Raw genomic sequence first — 18,964 nt, forward strand, 5'->3', positions numbered from 1 at the left:
CCATTGTGCCGGAAATCTGAGCATCTCCTGGGGAGTTGACCACTCTGGAACCCGCGCCGGGCGGCCACCGCCCGGCACGAGCGAAGGGCACAAGGGGCATGGCACACAGACCCGTACGACGGGAGCGGCGCTGGAACGGCGTCCTCCTGGCCGTGGGCATCCTCGTCATCCTGGCCGCCCTCGCGGCCCTGGGCACCCGCTGGGCCGTACAGCGGGGCGAGATCGCCTTCCCGATCTCCACACCCTGGGGCCCCGAGTGCTCCGTGTGGACCGGCGAGGACACCGTCCGCCTCGAACGCGACCAGGCGCGGCGGGCCACCACCGCCGCCGCGGTCGCCGTCCAGGGCGACGACGCGCCCGTGGAGGCGCCCGACACCGACGACATCCCCGACGCCGTGATGGACGTCCTGACGAACGGCCCCGAGGACGACGCCGGACCCTCGCTGACCTGCCGTTCCGTCAAGAACCGCGACCTGGTCCCGGAACCCGACCTGGAGCCCTCGGGTCTGACGCCCCGGGCGCAGAACCTCAAGGACGGCGTGGAGGAGCACTTCTCCGGCCTCAGCCTGGGCGGCTTCGTGCCCGGCGGCTACAACACCGGCCACGGCGAGCGGTCGGCGCACTACGAGGGGCGGGCGCTGGACATCTTCTACCGCCCGGTCAACGAGGACAACCGGCGCGCGGGCTGGGTCATGGCGCACTGGCTGATCGCGCACGCGCCCGACTACGAGATCGACGTCATCATCTTCGACGACCGCATCTGGAGCACCTACTACCCGTCGCTGGGGTGGCGCGACTACGAGGCCGACCCCGACAACGAGATCCTGCGGCACCTGGACCACGTGCACGTGGACGTGCAGCGCGGCAGCGACCCGGCCGAGGAGCGCTGACCGGGGCCGGGCGGAACGAACGGGGCCGGGCGGGGGACGACTCCCCCGCCCGGCCCCGCCGCCGTCCGGCGGCGCTGCTACCCCTGCGGCTCCTCCAGCCGGAAACCGACCTTGAGGCCCACCTGGAAGTGTGCGATGCGGCCGTCCTCGATGTGGCCGCGGACCTCGGTGACCTCGAACCAGTCGAGCCCGCGCAGCGTGCTCGACGCCCGTTCGATCCCGTTGTGGATCGCCTCGGTGACCCCCTCGGGCGACGTGCCGACGATCTCGGTGACCCGGTAGGTGTGTCCGGACATGTGTGGACCCCCTGACTGATCGGTTGCGCGCGGCCCCGCGGGCCGGCCCCGACCACCTGCCTGCCCACATTCCCCGCCCGTCACACCGGCCCCGTTCGTGCACGCCGCGCGGGGGAAGGGAACGGACGCGGCGCTTGACCCGGTACGGATAAGGACTTTGGACCCTGTTGGGATTTCTGTTACCAAGAGGGCACGGACGTCTCCTCCGTCACGCTCCCAGAGGCCCCACAGAATAGGCATATAAGCCCTGACCTGGGACTTAAGTCCTTCGAGCGCCGGGACTCTCCCGAGACAACGTCGTAACTGACTCTTGACGTACCCCCGGGGGTGGCGGTGTACATTGGGTCTTGGCGCTCCGGTCCCCCGTCGGAGCGCGGGACGATGTTTCGAGCCCCCGTCGGAACATCGCATGCGACGCCGGGTGGTTTGCCCCCGTAGCCACCCGGCGTCGCCTTTTGTCTTTTCCGGCCCGCTTCCCCTAGCCTGCCGTTGCCGCCCGTGGACCGGGCGTCCGTTTTCTTTCTTCCCCGGGGGTGGCGTTGAGTGATTCCGAGCGGGCCGAGGCCGTGATCTGCTCACGGCGCGGCTGCCGTGAAGCGGCGGTGTGGGCCCTGGTCTGGAACAACCCCAAGCTGCACACCCCGGACCGGCGCAAGGTGTGGACCGCCTGCGACGAGCACCGCGCCTACCTGGAGGACTTCCTCCGGCTGCGCGGCTTCCTCCGTGAGACGCTGCCCCTCGACGAGCTGGACGGCTCCGAGGGCTGAGCCCCGGGCCCGGGGCTCGGCGCCCCGGGCCCTGCCCGGATCAGTCGGCGGCCAGCCGCCAGGCGGCGGCGCGCAGGGCGGGGTCGCCCAGCTCCGCGACACGGGTGAGCAGCGCGGGCCAGGGGTCCGCCCAGCCCCGCTCGCGCACGACCCGGCCGACCATTCCCAGAACGGCCCGCCCCACCCGGTCCCGGGCCCGGGGCTCCTCCCGCTCCCCCGCGTCCAGGAGCCGTGCGCAGACCTCGGCGGCGACCCCGTCCGGGACCTCGGTGCCGGTGCGGCCGTCGCGCAGCATCCCCTCGAACACGTTCACCCCGTCTCCCTCCCCTCGCACGCTCAGGCCGCCCGCCCGGAGGTACCGCAGCATCAGCCCGGCGAGCTCCTCCGCGGAGGCCCCTCCATCGGCCCGGACCAGCTCCCGGATCCACCGTACGATCAGCCGCCCCGCCTCCACCCGGTACTCCTCACGGGATTCCAGGGCCTCCAGGACGCCGTGCGGCGGCCTCGTGGCGGGCCGGCCCGCGAGCACCCCGAGCAGGGCGACGAGCCTGCGGTGCGGGGTGTCCTCCCCCCTCGGGACCGCTACGGGCGGAGCGCCCCGCGGGACGAGGGCGAGCAGGCGGCGGACCACCTCGTCCCCGCGGTCGAGGGCGATCCCCCGCCTCCACAGGGCCGCGATCCGCGCGTGGGACCGCTCGAAGGGCCGGTCCATGTCGCAGAGGGCGTCGACGAGCGCGTCGGTGTCCGCGGCCGGCGCCCAGGGCGTCCAGCGGGCGGCCCAGCCGTTGAGCCGCCAGTGGCGCGTGTCCGGGACGGGCAGCGCGTCCACCAGGGACGCCACGGCCTTCCGGTGTTCCGGCGGGCAGGACCGGGGCCCCGGGGCCAGGAGGGCCAGGTGCAGCTCGGTCTCGGTGAAGGACGGGGCGTGCCGGGCCAGCGCCGGGAGCGCCGCCGGGTCGTCCAGGCAGCGGACCAGGGCGCCCACCACCGCGGCGCGCACGTCGCGGTGCAGCCCTTCGGTGTCCAGCGCGCGGACCAGGTACCCGACCGCGCCCGGGGGACGGTGGTGCCCGAGCAGGCGCGCCGCCGTCTTGCGGACGGTGACCTTGGCGGAGCCCGAGAGGGCGCCGGCCAGGGCCGGGCCGAGTTCCGCGGGCGGGGTGGCCTGCGCCTGGCGCGACAGCGCCGGACCGGCGGCCCGCGACTGCGGGCCGTCCGCGCTCCGCAGGATCAGGCCCAGCGTCCGGTCGCCGCTGCGGCCCAGCGCGGACAGCGCGGCCTCGCGCAGGACGATGTCGTCCCCCTCCAGGAAGGGCCGCAGCCGGTGGACCGTGCGGGGCAGGTCGCCCAGGCTCAGCAGCGCCCGCTCCCGGTCGTCGGTCCCGAAGGCCGGATCGGCCGCGACGGCCGCCAGGCGGTCGGCCAGGGCCGAGGTCAGCCGCACGGGCCACCGCGAAGCCGCCCTCCGGTCGGCGTCCGGGATCCAGGAGGGGGAGGCGGCCAGGGCCGCCAGGACGTCGGCGGTGGGCCGCGTGCGGACGAGGAGGTGCCGGACGCGCGGCAGCCGGACGGTGTCCGGGGCGGCCTCGACGAGGTCCCAGGCCCGGTCCGCCGCGTCCGGCCCGGACAGGTACAGGAATGCCGCCCGCTCCGCCACGGCCGGATCCTCCGCCTCCAGGACCGCCGAGCGCAGGTGCGCGCCCAGCTCCGGCAGGTTCCGGATACGGCCGCCCAGTTCGTAGGCCGCTTGGACGGTGGGGGCGTGGTCGCCGCGGCCGCGGGCGGCGTCCAGCACCGGGGCCGCCCGCCGGTACAGGCCGGTCTCCAGTCCGGCGGGAAGCACCTGGTCCAGGTGGGGTTCGAGTTCGGGCGCGCCCCCCTTCCGGCGCCCCGCCCACCAGGGCGGGTTGGCGCGGGGGCGCCCCCACGGGCCCAGCCCGTCCGCGCCGAACCGCTCGATCAGGCGGACGTACACGTCCAGGGCCCAGGAGGCGGCGTCCGCGCCGCTGTCCGGGTGGCGCAGCAGGCGGGTCGCGATGTCCCGCAGCGCCCGCCGGCTGTCCGCGCTCGCGTCACGGCTCTGAACGGTGTCGGCGAGCAACCGCCCCAGGGCCGGGAGCGCCTCCCCGAGCAGGGGCGCCGGGAGGCCGGCCACCGAGCGCAGCAGGACCCGGCGCACCGGATCGCGTTCGGCGCGCGCCCGCTCCGCCCGGGTGAGCAGGACGCCCGCGACCAGTCCCGGGTCCCCCGTGCGGCCCGCGGCGGCGACCAGGGCGGCCAGGCCGCGGGCCCGGCGCCCGGCGTCGCCGGAGGCCGCGGCCCGGTCGAGCTCGTCCGCGACCTCGGCGTAGGGCAGGAAGGCCAGGGCGTCCAGGTCCTGGTACGGGTCGCTGTACCGGAGCTGCCACCGCTGGGTCCGGCGGATCTGTTCCAGGACGGTCCGGGCCTCGCGTTCGGCCAGGTCCGCGGGGGCGAGATCGAGGTGGGCCAGGACCGCCGCGTGGGAGAGGTGGTCGCGGCGGGCGAGGAAGCGCTCCAGGTAGGGAGTGCGCACGGCGGGTTCCATGGCGCTCAGGACGACCCGGGCCTGGCCGGACCACTGGCGCATGAGGCGCAGCAGGGACCGGACCCTGCGGTCGCCGTAGGGCGTCACCGGGTAGCGGGACGGGTAGGAGTGCTCGTCGCCCCCGCTCCGGAGGCGGGCGGCGTGCGGGTAGAGGTTCGGCCGCCACCGTGCGTCCCCGTCGGCGAGTTCGGCGACCGCGGCGGGGCGGACCGGGTCGAGGGCGCTCAGCGCCCTCCGGTCCGGTTCTTCGTCCAGGGCGCGCAGGTACGCGACCAGGGTGTCGGGGTGGCGGCGGGCGAGCCTGCTCCAGGACCGGACCGCGTGGGCGAGGCCGGGCAGGTGGTCGGCGACGGCCCGGGGGGAGCAGGCCGGGAGGAGGGCGGCGGCCTCGGGGGCGCCGTGGTCGCGGCGGACGACGGGCAGCAGCCGGTCGGCCAGGGCCGTGCGGCGGGCGTGGAACAGGGTGCGGTAGAGGGCGCGCCGCAGCCCGGTGGGCGCGTCGCGCAGGACGGGGAGCACCGCCTCGTCCGGGACCGGGAGCGTGCGCACGGCGCGCAGGGCGGCGCGGCGCAGGTCCGGGTGGGGCGAGGCGAGGTGGCGGGCGACCGCGTTCAGGTCGCGGGACACCAGCGCCAGGTGGGAGGCGAACGCCCGTCGGGCGTGCGGGGCGAACCCCGTCACCGGGCCGTCGGCCTCCAGGTCGCGGACGACCGCGGAGAGTTCCGGGGTTCCCGCGTGCCGGCGGGCGAAGTCCGCCAGGGCGCGCATCCGCGCGGCGCAGGAGAGGGGTTCGACGGTGGACAGAAGCTCGTGGGCCGACGCCTGCGCCGGCTCGGTGGGGCTCAAAGGCCCGGGCGGAGACCGCCCTTCCTGATCGTCATGGCGCTCATGATGGGGGACGGGGACCGCATCGCGCAAGTCGCCCGTGTGCGGGGCGCCGTCGGCGGCGGGGCCGTCCCCGGTCAGCCGTCCAGGCGGCGGGCGGCGCGTTCCAGGTCCTCGGGGGTGTCGCAGTCGGCGACGGCGTCCGGGTCCGGAGCCGGGACGAGCCGGGGGCCCAGCGGGCCGAGCAGGCCGTACAGGGAGCGGCCCCCGTAGGCGGCCAGGGCGGCGCGGACGTCGTCGGTGCGCCACACGCCGGTGAGCCACTGCTCGCGCCCGTCCGCGTCGACGAACACGGCGTTCGGTTCGAGCAGGGCCAGGTGCCGCCCGGCCAGGTGGGGCAGGTCGGCGGCGAGCAGCGCGAACCGGTCCGCCCGCACGTGCGGCAGCCCCGCGCGCAGGGCCGGGACCGGGCCCGACCCGGGCGGGTCCTCACGGACGTACAGCGCCCGCGGCGAGTCCCGTTCGGGGCCCACGACGATGGTCCGCCCCTCGGGCGCGTGGTCGCGGACCGCCGCCGCGACGCGTTCCAGGAGGGTGAGCCCGCCGACGGCCAGGCCGGGCTTGTCGACGCCGCCCATGCGGGTACCCGCCCCGCCGGCGAGGATCACCGCGTCCAGAGTGCTCATCCCCCCAGCATGCCCCGCCGCGGTCCCTTCCGCCTCCCCTGTCGTCGGCCCTCTCCTTCGGGCGGGGCTTTGGAACGCACCATCACACGGACACGACCGGACCGGGAGCCCGCCCCCGGTCCACCGGCCTCGCGGAGCGGGCCCGCCGTCCGGCACGTCACCGGACGGCGGGCCCGCCGCGTCCTTCCTGCTAGAACCGGAGGGCGGGCTGGTCCACGACCCACAGCCACGTCCCGTCCGGCTGGCGCCGGGCGATCTCGACGCTCACGTCGCCGTTGGCCTGCGTGGCCACCGTCAGCGCCAGGTCGCCGCCCACCAGCGCGGGCTGCTGCTTCCCCGGTTCGAGCACCGGCGCCGCGGCGGCGAACTGCTCGAACACCGCGCGGATCTGCTCGTGGCCGGTGGCCAGGCTGCCCGGGGGGAACGCCAGCACGGCGTCCGGCTCGTACAACGCCACCAATCCGTCGACGTCGCCCGCGTTGCCGCGCTCGATGAAGTACCTGCCCAGGTCGTTCGGCTCGGTGGCCGCTCTCTTGTTCGTCATACCGACCAGCCTTCCGGGAAAACACGACATCCTCTGTCAGGTATTTCTGTAGAGTTCTCGGATGCGCGCGGATCGGCTGGTGTCACTGGTACTGCTGCTGCGTCGGCACGAGCGCCTGACGGCGCCCGAGATCGCCCGCGAGCTGGAGGTCTCCACCCGCACCGTGCTGCGCGACATCGAGGCCCTGTCCGCGGCCGGCGTCCCGGTCTACGCCGAACGCGGCCGGCACGGCGGCTTCTCGCTGCTGCCCGGCTTCCGGACCGAGCTCACCGGCCTGAACCACGACGAGGCGCTCGCCCTGCTGGTCGCCGGGTCGCGGCGCGGGGCACAGGCGTTCGGCCTGGGCTCGGCGCTGGCCTCGGCCATGCGCAAGGTGGTCGACGCGCTGCCGGAGGGCGACCGGGCCACGGCGGCCGGGGCGGCCCGGCGGCTGCTGGTCGACCCGGAGACCGACCTGCTGGAGCGCCGGCTCGCCGCCGAGGAGGTACCCGACGCCGTGGTGGCCCAGATCCGGCGCGCGGTGTTCGCCGGGTACCGGCTGCGCATCCGTTACGCGGCCGCGGGCCGGGACGCCCGGTGGCGCACGGTCGACCCGGTCGGCCTGGTCACCGTGCGCGACCAGGGCTACCTGCTGGCCACGAGGTCCGGGGAGGACCGCACCTACCGGCTGTCCCGGGTCCTGGCCGCCGAGGCGCTGGACGAACCGGCGCGGCGGCCGGACCGGGTGGACCTGGACCGGGTCTGGCGGGAGCGCGGTGCGCGGTTCCGCACCGGAGGCGACCGGGTGTCCGTGCTCGCCCGGGTGGCCCCGCAGCGGCGGGAGGAACTGGCGGACACCGCGCTGGAGGTCCGCGAGGTGCGGGAGGAGGACGAGGGCGGCCGGCCGGCGCTGGAGGTGGACTTCCAGGACCGCCGGCACGCCGAGTGGGCGCTGTGGCAGCTGGCCGCGGACGCGGAGGTCCTGTCCCCCGAGTGGCTGCGCACCGCCCTGCACGACCGCGCCGCCGCGATGGCCGAGCGCTACGGGAGCCCGTCCTGAGGGACGGCACCGGACCCGCCGCGGACCGCTGCCGGGCCCCATGCCGGGCGCGGGCCCCCGTCGGGGCACCGGGCCGGCCCGCCGGGGCGGCGATCACCGCGGAGAGCCCGCCGGGGCAGCGGGCGGGCCCACCGGGGCGGCGACCACCGCGGAGAGCCCGCCGGGGGTACCGCAGGCCGTTTGCGTCCGCCCCGGGGCGGGCGCGGACGGCCCGCGGCCGGTCAGCCCTTGACGCAGACCACCTGGCGCAGGTGCGCGACCACGCGCACCAGGTCGGTCTGGGCCGCGATCACCGACTCCAGGTCCTTGTACGCGGCCGGGATCTCGTCCACGACCCCCGCGTCCTTGCGGCACTCCACGCCCTCGGTCTGGGCGGCCAGGTCGGCGGCGGTGAAGGTCTTGCGCGCCTTGGTCCGGCTCATCCGGCGCCCGGCCCCGTGCGAGGCGGAGTTGAACGAGTCCTCGTTCCCCAGCCCCCGGACGATGTACGTCCCCGTCGCCATGCTGCCCGGGATGATCCCGTACTCCCCCGACCCGGCGCGGATCGCGCCCTTGCGGGTGACCAGCACGTCCACCCCGTCGTAGGTCTCCTCCGCGACGTAGTTGTGGTGGCAGGAGATCCACTGCCCGAACCCGGTGCCCGGCACCTGCTCGGCCAGGACCTTGCAGGCCAGCCCCATCATGACGTCGCGGTTGCGGCGGGCGTAGTCCTGGGCCCAGAACAGGTCGCGGCGGTAGGCGTCCATCTCCGGGGTCCCGGTGAGGAAGACCGCCAGGTCCCGGTCGGGCAGGTCCTGGTTGTGCGGCAGGGCGCGGGCCTGCCCGATGTGGTGCTCGGCCAGCTCCTTGCCGATGTTGCGCGAACCCGAGTGCAGCACCAGCCACACGGTGTCCTCGTCGTCCAGGCACACTTCCAGGAAGTGGTTGCCGCCGCCGAGGGTCCCCATCTGGCGCAGCGCCCGCTCGCGGCGCGGGTGGACGGCATCGGCGAGGCCGTCGAACCCCCGCCAGAACGCGTCCCAGTCCTTGCTGCGCAGCCCCGGGACGGCGGCCGGGTCGACGGCCTCGTCGTGGAAGTGGAACCCGACGGGGATCGCGGCCTCCAGGGCCGACCGCAGCTTCCCGAGGTCGTCGGGCAGGCGGGAGGCGGTCAGGTCGGTGCGCACCGCGGTCATGCCGCAGCCGATGTCCACGCCGACGGCGGCCGGGCTGACGGCGTCGCGCATGGCGATCACGGATCCGACGGTGGCGCCCTTGCCGTAGTGCACGTCGGGCATCACGGCCAGGCCGTGCACCCAGGGCATGCCGCTGACGTTGCGCAGCTGTTCCAGGGCGGCGCCCTCGACCTCCTCCGGGCGGGCCCACATGCGGATGGGAACCCGGGTGCCGGGGATCTCGGTATAGGTCATGACAGGCCACCTCCCTTTCGCGAACGGCCTGTTCTCACGGTTCGGGCGCGGTCGCGCCCCGGAACATTGAGCCGCAAAAGGGGCCGCCCGTCCACCGGTTTTCCCGCGGTGTCCGGGCCCGGCCGGTCAGCCGCCGATCGCGGACATGGGCCGGGCGGGCTGGAGGAACCCCGGGTCGTCGATGCCGTGCCCGGGGAACTTGCGGGCGACCGCCGCCGTCCAGCGCTCGGCGATCTCGGCGTCGGTGGCCCCCTCGCGCAACGGGGTGCGCAGGTCGGACTCCTCCCGGGCGAACAGGCAGTTGCGGATCTGGCCGTCGGCGGTGAGCCGCACCCGGTCGCAGGTCCCGCAGAAGGGGCGGGTGACCGAGCCGATCACCCCGACGGTGGCCTCGCGGCCGTCGGGGAAGGTGTGCCCGAGGACCCGGAACAGCTCGGCCGGGGCGCTGCCGCGCGTTCCCGGGTCGGCCTCGGCGAGGTCGAACGCGGTCTCCAGCCGGGCGAGGATCTCGTCGGCGGTGACCATGTCGTCGCGCCGCCAGCCGTGCTGGGCGTCCAGCGGCATCTGCTCGATGAAGCGCAGCTCGTAGCCGTGCTCGATGCAGTAGCGCAGCAGGTCGGCGGCCTCGCCGTCGTTGACGCCGCGCATGAGCACCGCGTTCACCTTGACCGGGGTGAGCCCGGCCTCGGCGGCCGCGGCCATGCCCTCGACGACGTCGTCGAACCGGCGGCGGCGGGCGAGGGTCTCGAAGACGTCCGGGCGCAGGGTGTCCAGGGAGACGTTGACGCGGTCCAGGCCCGCCTCGGCCAGGGCGGGGGCCATCCGGGCCAGGCCGATGCCGTTGGTGGTGAGGGCGGTGTGGGGGCGGGGGCGCAGGGCGGCGGTCCCGGCGACGATGGCGGGCAGGCCGCGGCGGAGCAGGGGTTCCCCGCCGGTGAAGCGGACCTCGGTGATGCCCAGGCGGGTGACGCCGATCTCGATGAGGCGGAGGAGTTCGTCGTCGGTGAGGAGTTCGGGTTTGGGCAGCCACTCCAGGCCTTCGGGGGGCATGCAGTAGGTGCAGCGGAGGTTGCACCGGTCGGTGAGCGAGACCCGCAGGTCCGTCGCCACTCGCCCATAGGAGTCGGCCAGCACGGGCGTCACCCTCTCAGTCGAAGTCGTCGAGCAGAACGCCACCGGCACCACTCGGGGGTCATCCGAAGGGATACCCATCTGTCCAGCGTAGAAGATCGCCTTTCGGGGCGAGTAGTCCCTATCACACGCTTTGAGATATTTCGTCGGCGCGCACGAGACGACACCGCCGTTTCCGGAGCATCCTCCGGACCCGGGCGCGTCGAGGCCGGGGCGCTCCGGCCGGGGCCCGGCCGGAGCCCGCCGCCGCGGCGGACCCGACCGGGTCGCGCGGACGCGCGCGGGCGATGTTCTAGGGTGTCCAACGCCACAGGCGACCATCACCGCGATCGTCGCAGACGCGCAGGCCGATGAGGAGGCAGGACACGGTGATCACCACACGGGAATGGGGACTGGCGGGCGGGCCGAACGGTTCGGGGAGGCTGGCGGCCCGGGCCTGGGCTCCCGCGGAGGGAGAGCCCTCCTGGCTGGCCGTCCTGGTCCACGGGTACGGCGAGCACCTGGGGCGGTACGAGCAGGTCGCCGCCGACCTGGTGGCCGCCGGGGCGGTGGTCTACGGGGCCGACCACCGGGGGCACGGCGGCTCCTCCGGCGAGCGGGTCCTCATCGACGACTACGCGGAGGTGGTCCAGGACGTGCACCGGGTCGTCACCCAGGCCCGGACCGCCTACCGGTCGCTGCCCCTGGTCCTCATCGGCCACTCCATGGGCGGCCTCATCGCCTCACGCTACGCCCAGACCCATTCGGGGGAGCCGACCGCGCTGGTGCTGTCCGGCCCCGTCCTGGGCCGCTGGGAGGTGCTGGAGGCGCTGTCCGCCGCCGAGGAGATCCCCGACGTCCCCATCGACCCCGCCACCCTCTCCCGCGACCCCGCCGTCGGCGAGGCCTACGTGGCCGACGAACTGGTCTGGCACGGGCCGTTCAAGCGGGCCACGGTGGACGCGATGCTCACCGAGATCGACCGGGGGCTGGCGGCGGGATCGCTGGGGGACATGCCCCTGCTGTGGGTGCACGGCTCCGACGACCGCCTGGTGCCGCTCTCCGGCACCCTCACGGGCATCGAGGCGATCCTCGGCTCGGACTTCACCGCCCGGATCTTCCCCGGGGCCCGCCACGAGGTGTTCAACGAGACCAACCGCGACGAGGTGATCGGCGAGGTCGTGCGGTTCGCCCGCCGGTTCGCCGGCTGAGGGCCCGGCCGGGCGGGGCGCGCCCTCCGGCCCGGGCCCGCGGCCGGGCCGCGGGGCGCGGCCGTCAGACGTACAGCCGGCCGTGGGGCTGGACCGGGTGGGCCAGGGTCTCGGCGTAGGCGGCGGCCAGCCGGTCCACGGCGTCGGCGAGCACGTCCGGCGGCCGCGTGTAGGACAGCCGCAGGTAGCGTTCCAGGGTTCCGTCCGACCCGAACACCGGCCCCGCCGCCGGGTGGACCCCGTGCCGGACCGCCGCCGCCGACAGCGCGCTCGCCACCGGCTGGGGCAGCGCCGCCCACAGCACCAGGCCGCCGCCGGGCACGTTGGGCCGCCAGTCGGGCAGCCGGTCGCGCAGCGCCGCCAGCAGGGCGTCGCGGTTGCGGCGCAGCCAGCGGCTGCGCTCGGCGCGGATGCGCATCACGTCGGCGAGCAGGTGGGTGGTGGTGAGCTGGTCCAGCACCGCCCCCGCCAGGTCGAAGCGCTGGCGCACCGCCATCAGCCGCGCCACCATCGGCGGGGTGGTGCGTATCCAGCCCACCCGCAGCCCGCCCCACAGCAGCTTGCCCACGGACCCGACCGTGATGACGCGGCCGTCGGTGTCGTGGGCGGCCACGGGGGCCGGCAGGTCGCCGGAGTCGATGGCCAGCTCGGCCACCGACTCGTCGACCACCAGGTGGGCCCCGGCCCGGCGCGCCTCGCGCACCAGCACCCGCCGCTCGTCGTCGTCCATGAGGGCGCCGGTGGGGTTGTGGAAGTCGGGGATGAGGTAGGCCAGCGAGGGCCGCCACTGGCGGAACGCGTCCACCAGGTACTCCATGTCCCAGCCCTGCGGCGTCACCCCCACCGTGCGCACCCGTGCCCCGCTGCGGCGGACCGCGTCCAGGGCGTGCGGGTAGGTGGGCGACTCCACCAGGACCTCGTCGCCCGGCTGGACCAGCAGGTCCAGGAGCAGGGCCACCCCCTGCTGGGCGCCGTTGGTGACGAAGATCTGCTCGGGGGTGGTGGGCAGGCCGCGTTCGACGTAGCGGCGGGCGATGGCGTGGCGCAGCTCGGGCAGGCCGTGGGGGTAGTAGCCGAGGCCGCCCACGTGCGCGGCCAGCTGCTCGGCGGCCCGGAACGCGGCGTCGCGCAGGCCCTCCACCGCCGGGGGCCCGGCCACGCCCAGGTCGATGTGCTCGGCGGCCCCGGACAGGAACGGGGACGGGGAGGGGTCCCCCGTGCCGGAGTCGGGCAGCACGGTCCAGCTGCCCGCGCCCTGCCGGCTGTCCAGGAACCGGTTGTCGCGCAGCCAGGAGTAGGCGGCGGTGACGGTGTTGCGGCTGACGCCCAGGGCGGTGGCGAGGTCGCGTTCGGCGGGCAGGCGGGTGTTGGTGGGCACCCGGCCGTCCAGCACCAGGCCGCTGACGGCCCGGCCGATGGAGAGGTAGTAGGGGCGCTCCACCGGCGCCTCGCCGATGAGGCGGGCCAGCAGGCGGCCGTTGATCCGGCGGGTGCCGCCGCCGGACGTGGAGCGCTCCGCGGTCCGGACCGCGCCGCCCTGTCGTGACGCCATGGCGCCGCCTCCTCGTACCCGTTCCCGCTGCGTCCGCGCCCTCGTGGGGCCACTTTCTGGAATTGGCACTTTGAGTACGGTGCCATGTGGGCCAGGATACCGAAGTGGCACCACCGTGGCACGGGGGATGACGGTGGCGCCGGGAGGGGTCCGCACCGCCCGATCCGATGATCCCCCCTTTTTCTTGAAAGGACGGGTCCGTGGACGAACGGAGCGAGCCCCGCCCCGACGAGTTCCGCCCCGACGGACCGGAGGCCCGCGGCGCGGCGGCGCCCCGCCCCTCGCTGCTGAGCCGGGTGATGATCACCCCGGTCCTGCCCCGGCCGCGGCTGCGCCGCCTGGTGCGGCTGTACGTCGGCCTGACCCTGTACGGGCTCAGCGTCGCCCTGCTGATCGAGTCCGACCTGGGGGCCATGCCCTGGGCCGTGCTGGACCAGGGGCTGGCCCTGCGCACCGGGCTGTCCATCGGCACCTGGACGATCATCGTCGGCGCGCTGCTGATGCTGCTGTGGATCCCGCTGCGGCAGAAGCCCGGGCTGGGCACCCTGAGCAACGTGGTCATGATCGGCGCGACCGCGGACCTGTTCCTGTGGCTGCTGCCCGAGACCGGCGTGCTGTGGATCCGCGTCGCCGGGCTGCTGCTGGGGATCCTGGCGTGCGCGCTGGCCACCGGCTACTACATCGGCGCGGAGCTGGGCCCGGGCCCGCGCGACGGGCTCATGACCGGCCTGGCCGCCCGGGGGCTGTCGGTGCGCCTGGCCCGCACCGTGATCGAGGTGGCGGTGGTGATCACCGGGTTCCTGCTGGGCGGCACGGTGGGCGTGGGGACGCTGGTGTTCGCGGTGGCGATCGGCCCCCTCACCCAGATCTTCCTCCCCCTGTTCCGGATGTCCGAGAACCTCCCGGAAACACCGATCCGATCGGCGAATCAGTGACCCCGTCGCCATTAGTTGATCACCACGACATAACTTCTGGTCCGGCAAACTCCCCCAATTGACCACATACCGCCCTGCACTCTCCGATGCACGTGCAATTGCGGGTGGCGCGCCCTCCGGAGAGAGGGGAAGATGGGGAACCGCGGTGAACGGAAAGGACCGTTTCGGAGCGGCTCTCCCGAGCCGACCTTTGTGTCGTCCCCCACCTGGGCACATACCCGGGTACAGGGGCGGGCGGCGCGTGGTCGCGAGGGGAGGGGCCGTGACCCGAACGGCGCCCCTGCCCGCGGTGGGCACCGCCCCATCGGAACGGGCCGGGAGAAGCACCCCGACGGGGCGTGCACACGGGCGTGCGCGCAGCGGGCCGACCCGGAGCACCGCACCACCCCCGTCCGGAGGCGAGAGTGCCCGCGCCGACCGCAAGACTCAGGACGAACGTGTTGGGGGTGAGCCGCGTGCCCGGCTGGATTGAAGACTACGCAATGATCGGCGACATGCAGACCGCCGCGCTGGTCGGGCGCGACGGTTCCATCGACTGGGCGTGTCTGCCCGACTTCGACTCCTCCGCATGCTTCGCCGCCCTGCTGGGCGACGAGCAGAACGGCAACTGGACCCTGCGCCCCGCCGACGGCGAGCCCCGGGCCACCCGGCGGCGCTACCGGGGCGACACGCTCATCCTGGAATCGGAGTGGGACACCGAGACCGGGACGGTCCGGGTCATCGACTTCATGCCGCCCCGCGGCGGCGCGCCGCACATCGTGCGCATCGTGGAGGGCATCAGCGGCCGGGTCACCATGTGCACCGAGCTGCGCCTGCGGTTCGACTACGGGCACGTGGTCCCGTGGGTGCACCGGACCGGCAGCGAACTGGTCGCGATCGCCGGACCCGACGCCGTCTGGCTCAGCACCCCCGTCAGCCTCCAGGGCCACAACTTCACCCACGACACGACCTTCACCGTCAGCGCCGGCCAGCGCGTCCCCTTCGTCCTCACCTGGCACCCCTCCCAGGTGGAGGAGTCCGACCACCTCGACGCCGAGAAGGCGCTGTCGCGGACCGAGCGGTTCTGGGAGAAGTGGGTGAGCCAGTGCACCTACGACGGCCCCTACCGCGAGGCCGTCATCCGGTCCCTCATCGTGCTCAAGGCGCTCACCTACCGGCCCACCGGCGGGATCGTCGCCGCCCCCACCACCTCCCTGCCCGAGGAGATCGGCGGCGTCCGCAACTGGGACTACCGGTACTGCTGGCTGCGCGACGCCACCATCACCCTGGAGGCGCTCATCCGCTCGGGGTACACGGACGAGGCGCTGGCCTGGCGCGAATGGCTGGTCCGGGCGGTCGCCGGAGAGCCCCAGCTGATGCAGATCATGTACGGGATCCGGGGCGAGCGGCGGCTCACCGAGTGGGAGGCCGACTGGCTCCCCGGGTACGAGGGGTCGCGGCCGGTGCGCATCGGCAACGCCGCCGTCGGCCAGTACCAGCTGGACGTGTACGGCGAGGTCATGGACGTGCTGCACCTGGCGCGGCGCACCGGCATCCGGGGCGGCGACTACCTGTGGGGGCTGCAGCGGTCCCTGGTCAACTACCTGGAGTGGTGCTGGGACGAACCCGACGAGGGGCTGTGGGAGGTGCGCGGGCCGCGCCAGCACTTCGTGCACTCCAAGGTGATGGCGTGGGTGGCGGCCGACCGGGCGGTGCGCAGCATCGAGGAGTTCGGCAAGGAGGGGCCGATCGAGCGGTGGAAGGCCCTGCGGGACACCATCCACGCGGAGGTGTGCGAGTACGGGTACGACCCGCAGCGCAACACGTTCACGCAGTACTACGGCAGCAAGGAGCTGGACGCGGCGCTGCTGCTGATCCCCGAGGTGGGGTTCCTGCCCTACGACGACCCGCGGGTGATCGGGACGATCGAGGCGGTGCGCAAGGACCTGATGGTGGACGGGTTCGTGCTGCGGTACCGGACGGACCTGGAGAACTCGGCCGACCAGCTGCCGGGTGACGAGGGCGCGTTCCTGGCGTGCAGCTTCTGGATGGCGAACGCGCTGCTGTCGATCGGGCGCCAGGACGAGGCGCGGGACCTGTTCGAGCGGCTGCTGGCGCTGCGCAACGACGTGGGGCTGCTCGCCGAGGAGTGGGACCCCAGGGTCGGGCGGCAGGTGGGGAACTTCCCTCAGGCGTTCAGCCACGTGCCGCTGGTGACGACGGCGCTGAACCTGGCCGACCGGCAGGGCGGCTGGCGCGCCGAGTGAACACGGCGGGTGCCCCGCGGCCGTCCGGGAACGGCCGCGGGGCACCGGCGCGCGCGGGGCCGGGTCAGGCGGTGAGGGCGGGGTCGGCCCAGACCGGGTAGACGCCCCCGGCGTCGCTCTCCACCTCGATGCGCAGGCGCAGGGCGTCGCGCACGTCGACCTCGATGTCCAGCGTCTCGCCCAGCGCGAGCGTCTCGGTGACCTCGGGGCTGCCGTCCACGTGGACGATGAAGGTGGTGGTCGCCGAGGAGCTGGAGGTGTCGGTCACGCCGAGCCGGGCGGTGAAGGTCGTCCAGCCGCGGCCCAGGTTGTACTCGGCCCAGCCGGTGCAGGGGTTGAAGTCGGAGCAGCGGTCGCCGGGGACGAGGGCCCGGCTGTAGGCCTGCCCGTCGATCTCGGCACGGCCCGACCCGGGCTCCCAGCGGCCGTCCTGGTCGACGATCTCCATCTGGGTGAGCAGGGTGGTGTCCCCGGTCGGGTCGGTGCCGGGCGGGGAGGCGTCCTCCTTGGGCGCGCCGGTGGGCTGCGCGGCCAGCGGCGGGGCCTCCTCCTCTGGCTCGGAGGGGGCGGCCGGGTCGCTGGGGGCGTCGGCGGCGACCTGCTGGGAGTCGTCCGCCAGGAAGGGCAGGCCGCGGTCCATCACCACGTAGGTGACGGCGGAGCCGCCGATCATGCAGACCACGGCGAAGACGGCCAGGCCGATGAGGGCGGGCTTGCGCGACCTCTTGCGGGGCTCGGGGTGCTCGGGGGCGGGCCGGTGGCCGTAGGCGGGGAAGGCGCCGGTGGCCGCGGGAGGAGGCGGCGGGCCCCAGGAGGGCTGGGAGTGCGCGGGCGGCGGGCCGCCGTAGGCGGGGCCGGAGGGCATCGGGCCCGAGGGGACGCGCCCCGGCCCGGGCGGCGGCATCGGCGGGCGCGCCGTGCCGCCGGGAGGGGTGGGACGGCCGGGACGGCCGGGACGGCCGGGCGGCGGCCCGGCGGGGGCGGAGGCGGCGGGCGGGGCGCTCGGCTGCGGGGATCCGGCGGCGGGGCGCTGCTGGACGGGGCGTCCGCGCATCCCGCCGACCGGCCGGTGCGGCATGTCCTCGACACCCGGCGCGGTGCCGGGCAGGACCACGGTCGACTCCGTGTCCGCGGACGCCGCGGGCGTCCCGGCCGCGGGGGTCGGCGCACCCGCCGCGGGCGTCCCGAACGCCGGGGTCGGCGACAGCACCGCGGTCACGTCCGTCCCCTGCCCACCGGAGGCGGGAACGCCGCCCGGGACCTGCGGGGCACCGGGCACCGGAGCGCCGCTGGAAGCGGACGGGGACACAGCGCCACCGGGGGCGCCCGGGACCTGCGGGACACCAGAGGCAGGAGCGCCCGGGGCCGATGAGGCCCCAGGGCCCTGGGCGCCGCCAGAGGCGGTCGAGCCCTGCGGAGCACCAGAGGCCTGAGCGGCGCCGGAGGCGGACCGCGGCGAAGCGTCTGCAGAGCCACCCGAGACCTGCGGGATACCGGAGCCCTGAGCAGCGCCGGAAGCAGAAGTCCCCCCTGGGACCGGTGGGGCACCGTGGTCAGATAGGGCGCCCGCGCCCTGCGGGGCCCCGGAGCCCTGAGCAACACCGGGAGCGGACGGGGCACTGGGATCGGAGGGGGCGGCCGTAGCCTGCGGGGCGCCGGGGGCGGACCGTGCCGGAGCGCCGGCAGAGCCCCCTGGGACCTGCGGGGCACCGGAGGGCGGCGGGAGGACGACCGTCTCGTCCGTGCCGCGCTCCTGCTCGGCCGGGGCGGCCTGGGCCTGCGGGAGGACCGAGGGGTCGAGCCTGGCGGTGGAGTCGGTGTCCTCCGCGGCAGCACTGAACAGGGAGGCGGCGAAGACCGCGGAGGTGCCGGGGTCGCCCGCCGGGTCGCTTCCCGGCCCCGTCCAGGGAACGGAGGTGGCCAGGGTCCGCAGCGCGCCCACCCAGGCGGAGGCCTCGGGCCGGTCGGCCGGCTCGGCCGAGAACATCGACGCCACCAGGGCGCGGGTGTGCTCCTCGGCGTCGGCGAGCAGCGGCAGCGACGCGAAGCGCTCGCGCAGCTGCTCCGGCGCCGTCGGCGGGTCCTCGCCCGTCAGGGCGTAGAACGCGACCGCGCCGAACGCGTAGCGGTCGGTGGCCGGGCTGTACTCCCCGCTGAAGATCTCCGGCGCCGCGTACCCCGGCGTGAACCACGGCCGGGCCGTCATGTGCCGGGCCGCGATCCGGCTCAGCCCGAAGTCCACCAGCGTCGCCTGGCCGTCGGTGTCGATCATGATGTTGCCCGGCGACAGGTCGCCGTGCACCACCGGCCGCCGGGACGGCGTGGCCCGCCCCGCGTGCAGCATGTCCAGCACCTGGGCGACCTGCTCCAGGTAGCGCAGCACCTCCCGCTGCCCGCGCACGCCCTCCTGGGCGTGCTCGGCGCGCCAGTCGCGCAGGTCCAGCCCGTCGATGTGGTTCATCACCAGGTACAGGCAGCGGTCCGCCTGCTCCCCCGCGCCGCCCGCGGGGTGCTCCGGCGCGCCCTCGAAGTGCTCGCGGACCCCCACGACGCCGAGCCGGTTGATGAAGCGCAGCAGCTCCGCCTGCTCGGCCCAGCGGGCGCTCAGCTCGGCGAACTCCGCGGAGTCCGCGGTGATGTCGGCGTTCAGCGCCTTGACCACGACCGGCTCCGTCTGCCCCGCCAGGGTGACCTCCGCCAGGTAGAGGGTCGCCTCGCCGCCGCGCCCCACGGAGCGCACCAGGCGGTACTTGTCCGGCTGGGAGTCCGGACCGACGTAGAGACTCAGGCTCACGGCTGTGGTACTCGATTCCACGTGGGGGCTGCGGCATCGCCCTCGGCGGGGGTTCGGCCTGCGGGCACAGGGGACCACATTAACGCGGACAACT

General features: G+C 75.1%; 14 protein-coding genes. 6 read left to right on the forward strand and 8 right to left on the reverse strand.

Going from position 1 to position 18,964, the window contains the following annotated elements:
* Positions 1-98 precede the first annotated feature (98 nt).
* Positions 99-890: a hypothetical protein gene (locus tag ABZ249_RS00970; RefSeq protein ID WP_355255407.1), complete on the forward strand. Its 792-nt coding sequence runs from the start codon at positions 99-101 to the stop codon at positions 888-890.
* 77 nt (positions 891-967) lie between these two features.
* On the opposite strand, the gene ABZ249_RS00975 is transcribed toward ABZ249_RS00970, so the two are convergent.
* The gene (locus tag ABZ249_RS00975) at positions 968-1,186 is read right to left on the reverse strand and encodes a dodecin (protein ID WP_355255410.1); all 219 of its coding nucleotides are present in this window, start codon (positions 1,184-1,186) and stop codon (positions 968-970) included.
* A gap of 539 nt (positions 1,187-1,725) precedes the next feature.
* Between ABZ249_RS00975 and ABZ249_RS00980 the strand changes: the two genes are divergently transcribed.
* Entirely contained in the window at positions 1,726-1,953 is a 228-nt protein-coding gene (locus tag ABZ249_RS00980; protein ID WP_355255413.1) for a hypothetical protein, read from the forward strand.
* A gap of 40 nt (positions 1,954-1,993) precedes the next feature.
* On the opposite strand, the gene ABZ249_RS00985 is transcribed toward ABZ249_RS00980, so the two are convergent.
* The 3 genes from ABZ249_RS00985 to ABZ249_RS00995 all read right to left on the reverse strand — a co-directional run bounded on the left by ABZ249_RS00985 (position 1,994) and on the right by ABZ249_RS00995 (position 6,574).
* Positions 1,994-5,365, reverse strand: coding sequence for a HEAT repeat domain-containing protein (locus tag ABZ249_RS00985; protein WP_355255416.1), 3,372 nt, complete (start codon positions 5,363-5,365; stop codon positions 1,994-1,996).
* Between the two features lie 116 nt (positions 5,366-5,481).
* On the reverse strand, positions 5,482-6,030 hold the full coding sequence (locus tag ABZ249_RS00990; protein ID WP_355255419.1) for a molybdenum cofactor guanylyltransferase: 549 nt from the start codon (positions 6,028-6,030) through the stop codon (positions 5,482-5,484).
* A gap of 190 nt (positions 6,031-6,220) precedes the next feature.
* Complete coding sequence (locus tag ABZ249_RS00995; RefSeq protein WP_355255422.1) at positions 6,221-6,574, reverse strand: nuclear transport factor 2 family protein; 354 nt, start codon at positions 6,572-6,574, stop codon at positions 6,221-6,223.
* Positions 6,575-6,635: 61 nt separating this feature from the next.
* Here ABZ249_RS00995 and ABZ249_RS01000 point away from each other — a divergent pair, with 61 nt between their 5' ends.
* Positions 6,636-7,613 carry a WYL domain-containing protein gene (locus ABZ249_RS01000; protein WP_355255425.1) on the forward strand — a complete coding sequence of 326 codons (978 nt, stop codon included), beginning with the start codon at positions 6,636-6,638 and terminating at the stop codon, positions 7,611-7,613.
* Positions 7,614-7,834: 221 nt separating this feature from the next.
* Here ABZ249_RS01000 and ABZ249_RS01005 read toward each other — a convergent pair whose 3' ends face one another.
* Together ABZ249_RS01005 and moaA are read right to left on the reverse strand one after the other, a co-directional pair.
* The gene (locus tag ABZ249_RS01005; protein WP_355255428.1) at positions 7,835-9,022 is read right to left on the reverse strand and encodes an RtcB family protein; all 1,188 of its coding nucleotides are present in this window, start codon (positions 9,020-9,022) and stop codon (positions 7,835-7,837) included.
* Positions 9,023-9,148: 126 nt separating this feature from the next.
* The gene (gene moaA, locus ABZ249_RS01010) at positions 9,149-10,156 is read right to left on the reverse strand and encodes a GTP 3',8-cyclase MoaA (protein ID WP_355256024.1); all 1,008 of its coding nucleotides are present in this window, start codon (positions 10,154-10,156) and stop codon (positions 9,149-9,151) included.
* 365 nt (positions 10,157-10,521) lie between these two features.
* On the opposite strand from moaA, the gene ABZ249_RS01015 reads away from it, so the two are divergent.
* On the forward strand, positions 10,522-11,343 hold the full coding sequence (locus ABZ249_RS01015; RefSeq protein WP_355255431.1) for a lysophospholipase: 822 nt from the start codon (positions 10,522-10,524) through the stop codon (positions 11,341-11,343).
* Positions 11,344-11,407: 64 nt separating this feature from the next.
* Here ABZ249_RS01015 and ABZ249_RS01020 read toward each other — a convergent pair whose 3' ends face one another.
* Positions 11,408-12,895, reverse strand: a complete 1,488-nt coding sequence (locus tag ABZ249_RS01020; RefSeq protein WP_220562210.1) for a PLP-dependent aminotransferase family protein — start codon at positions 12,893-12,895, stop codon at positions 11,408-11,410.
* 299 nt (positions 12,896-13,194) lie between these two features.
* Here ABZ249_RS01020 and ABZ249_RS01025 point away from each other — a divergent pair, with 299 nt between their 5' ends.
* Complete coding sequence (locus ABZ249_RS01025; RefSeq protein ID WP_220565913.1) at positions 13,195-13,830, forward strand: hypothetical protein; 636 nt, start codon at positions 13,195-13,197, stop codon at positions 13,828-13,830.
* Between the two features lie 440 nt (positions 13,831-14,270).
* Positions 14,271-16,076 (forward strand): glycoside hydrolase family 15 protein, encoded by a 1,806-nt coding sequence (locus ABZ249_RS01030; protein ID WP_355256027.1) that lies wholly within the window; start codon positions 14,271-14,273, stop codon positions 16,074-16,076.
* A 64-nt stretch (positions 16,077-16,140) separates the two neighbouring features.
* On the opposite strand, the gene ABZ249_RS01035 is transcribed toward ABZ249_RS01030, so the two are convergent.
* On the reverse strand, positions 16,141-18,870 hold the full coding sequence (locus tag ABZ249_RS01035) for a protein kinase (protein WP_355255434.1): 2,730 nt from the start codon (positions 18,868-18,870) through the stop codon (positions 16,141-16,143).
* Positions 18,871-18,964 lie beyond the last annotated feature (94 nt).

This window comes from Nocardiopsis sp. NPDC006139, assembly GCF_040614155.1.
Classification (GTDB): domain Bacteria; phylum Actinomycetota; class Actinomycetes; order Streptosporangiales; family Streptosporangiaceae; genus Nocardiopsis; species Nocardiopsis changdeensis.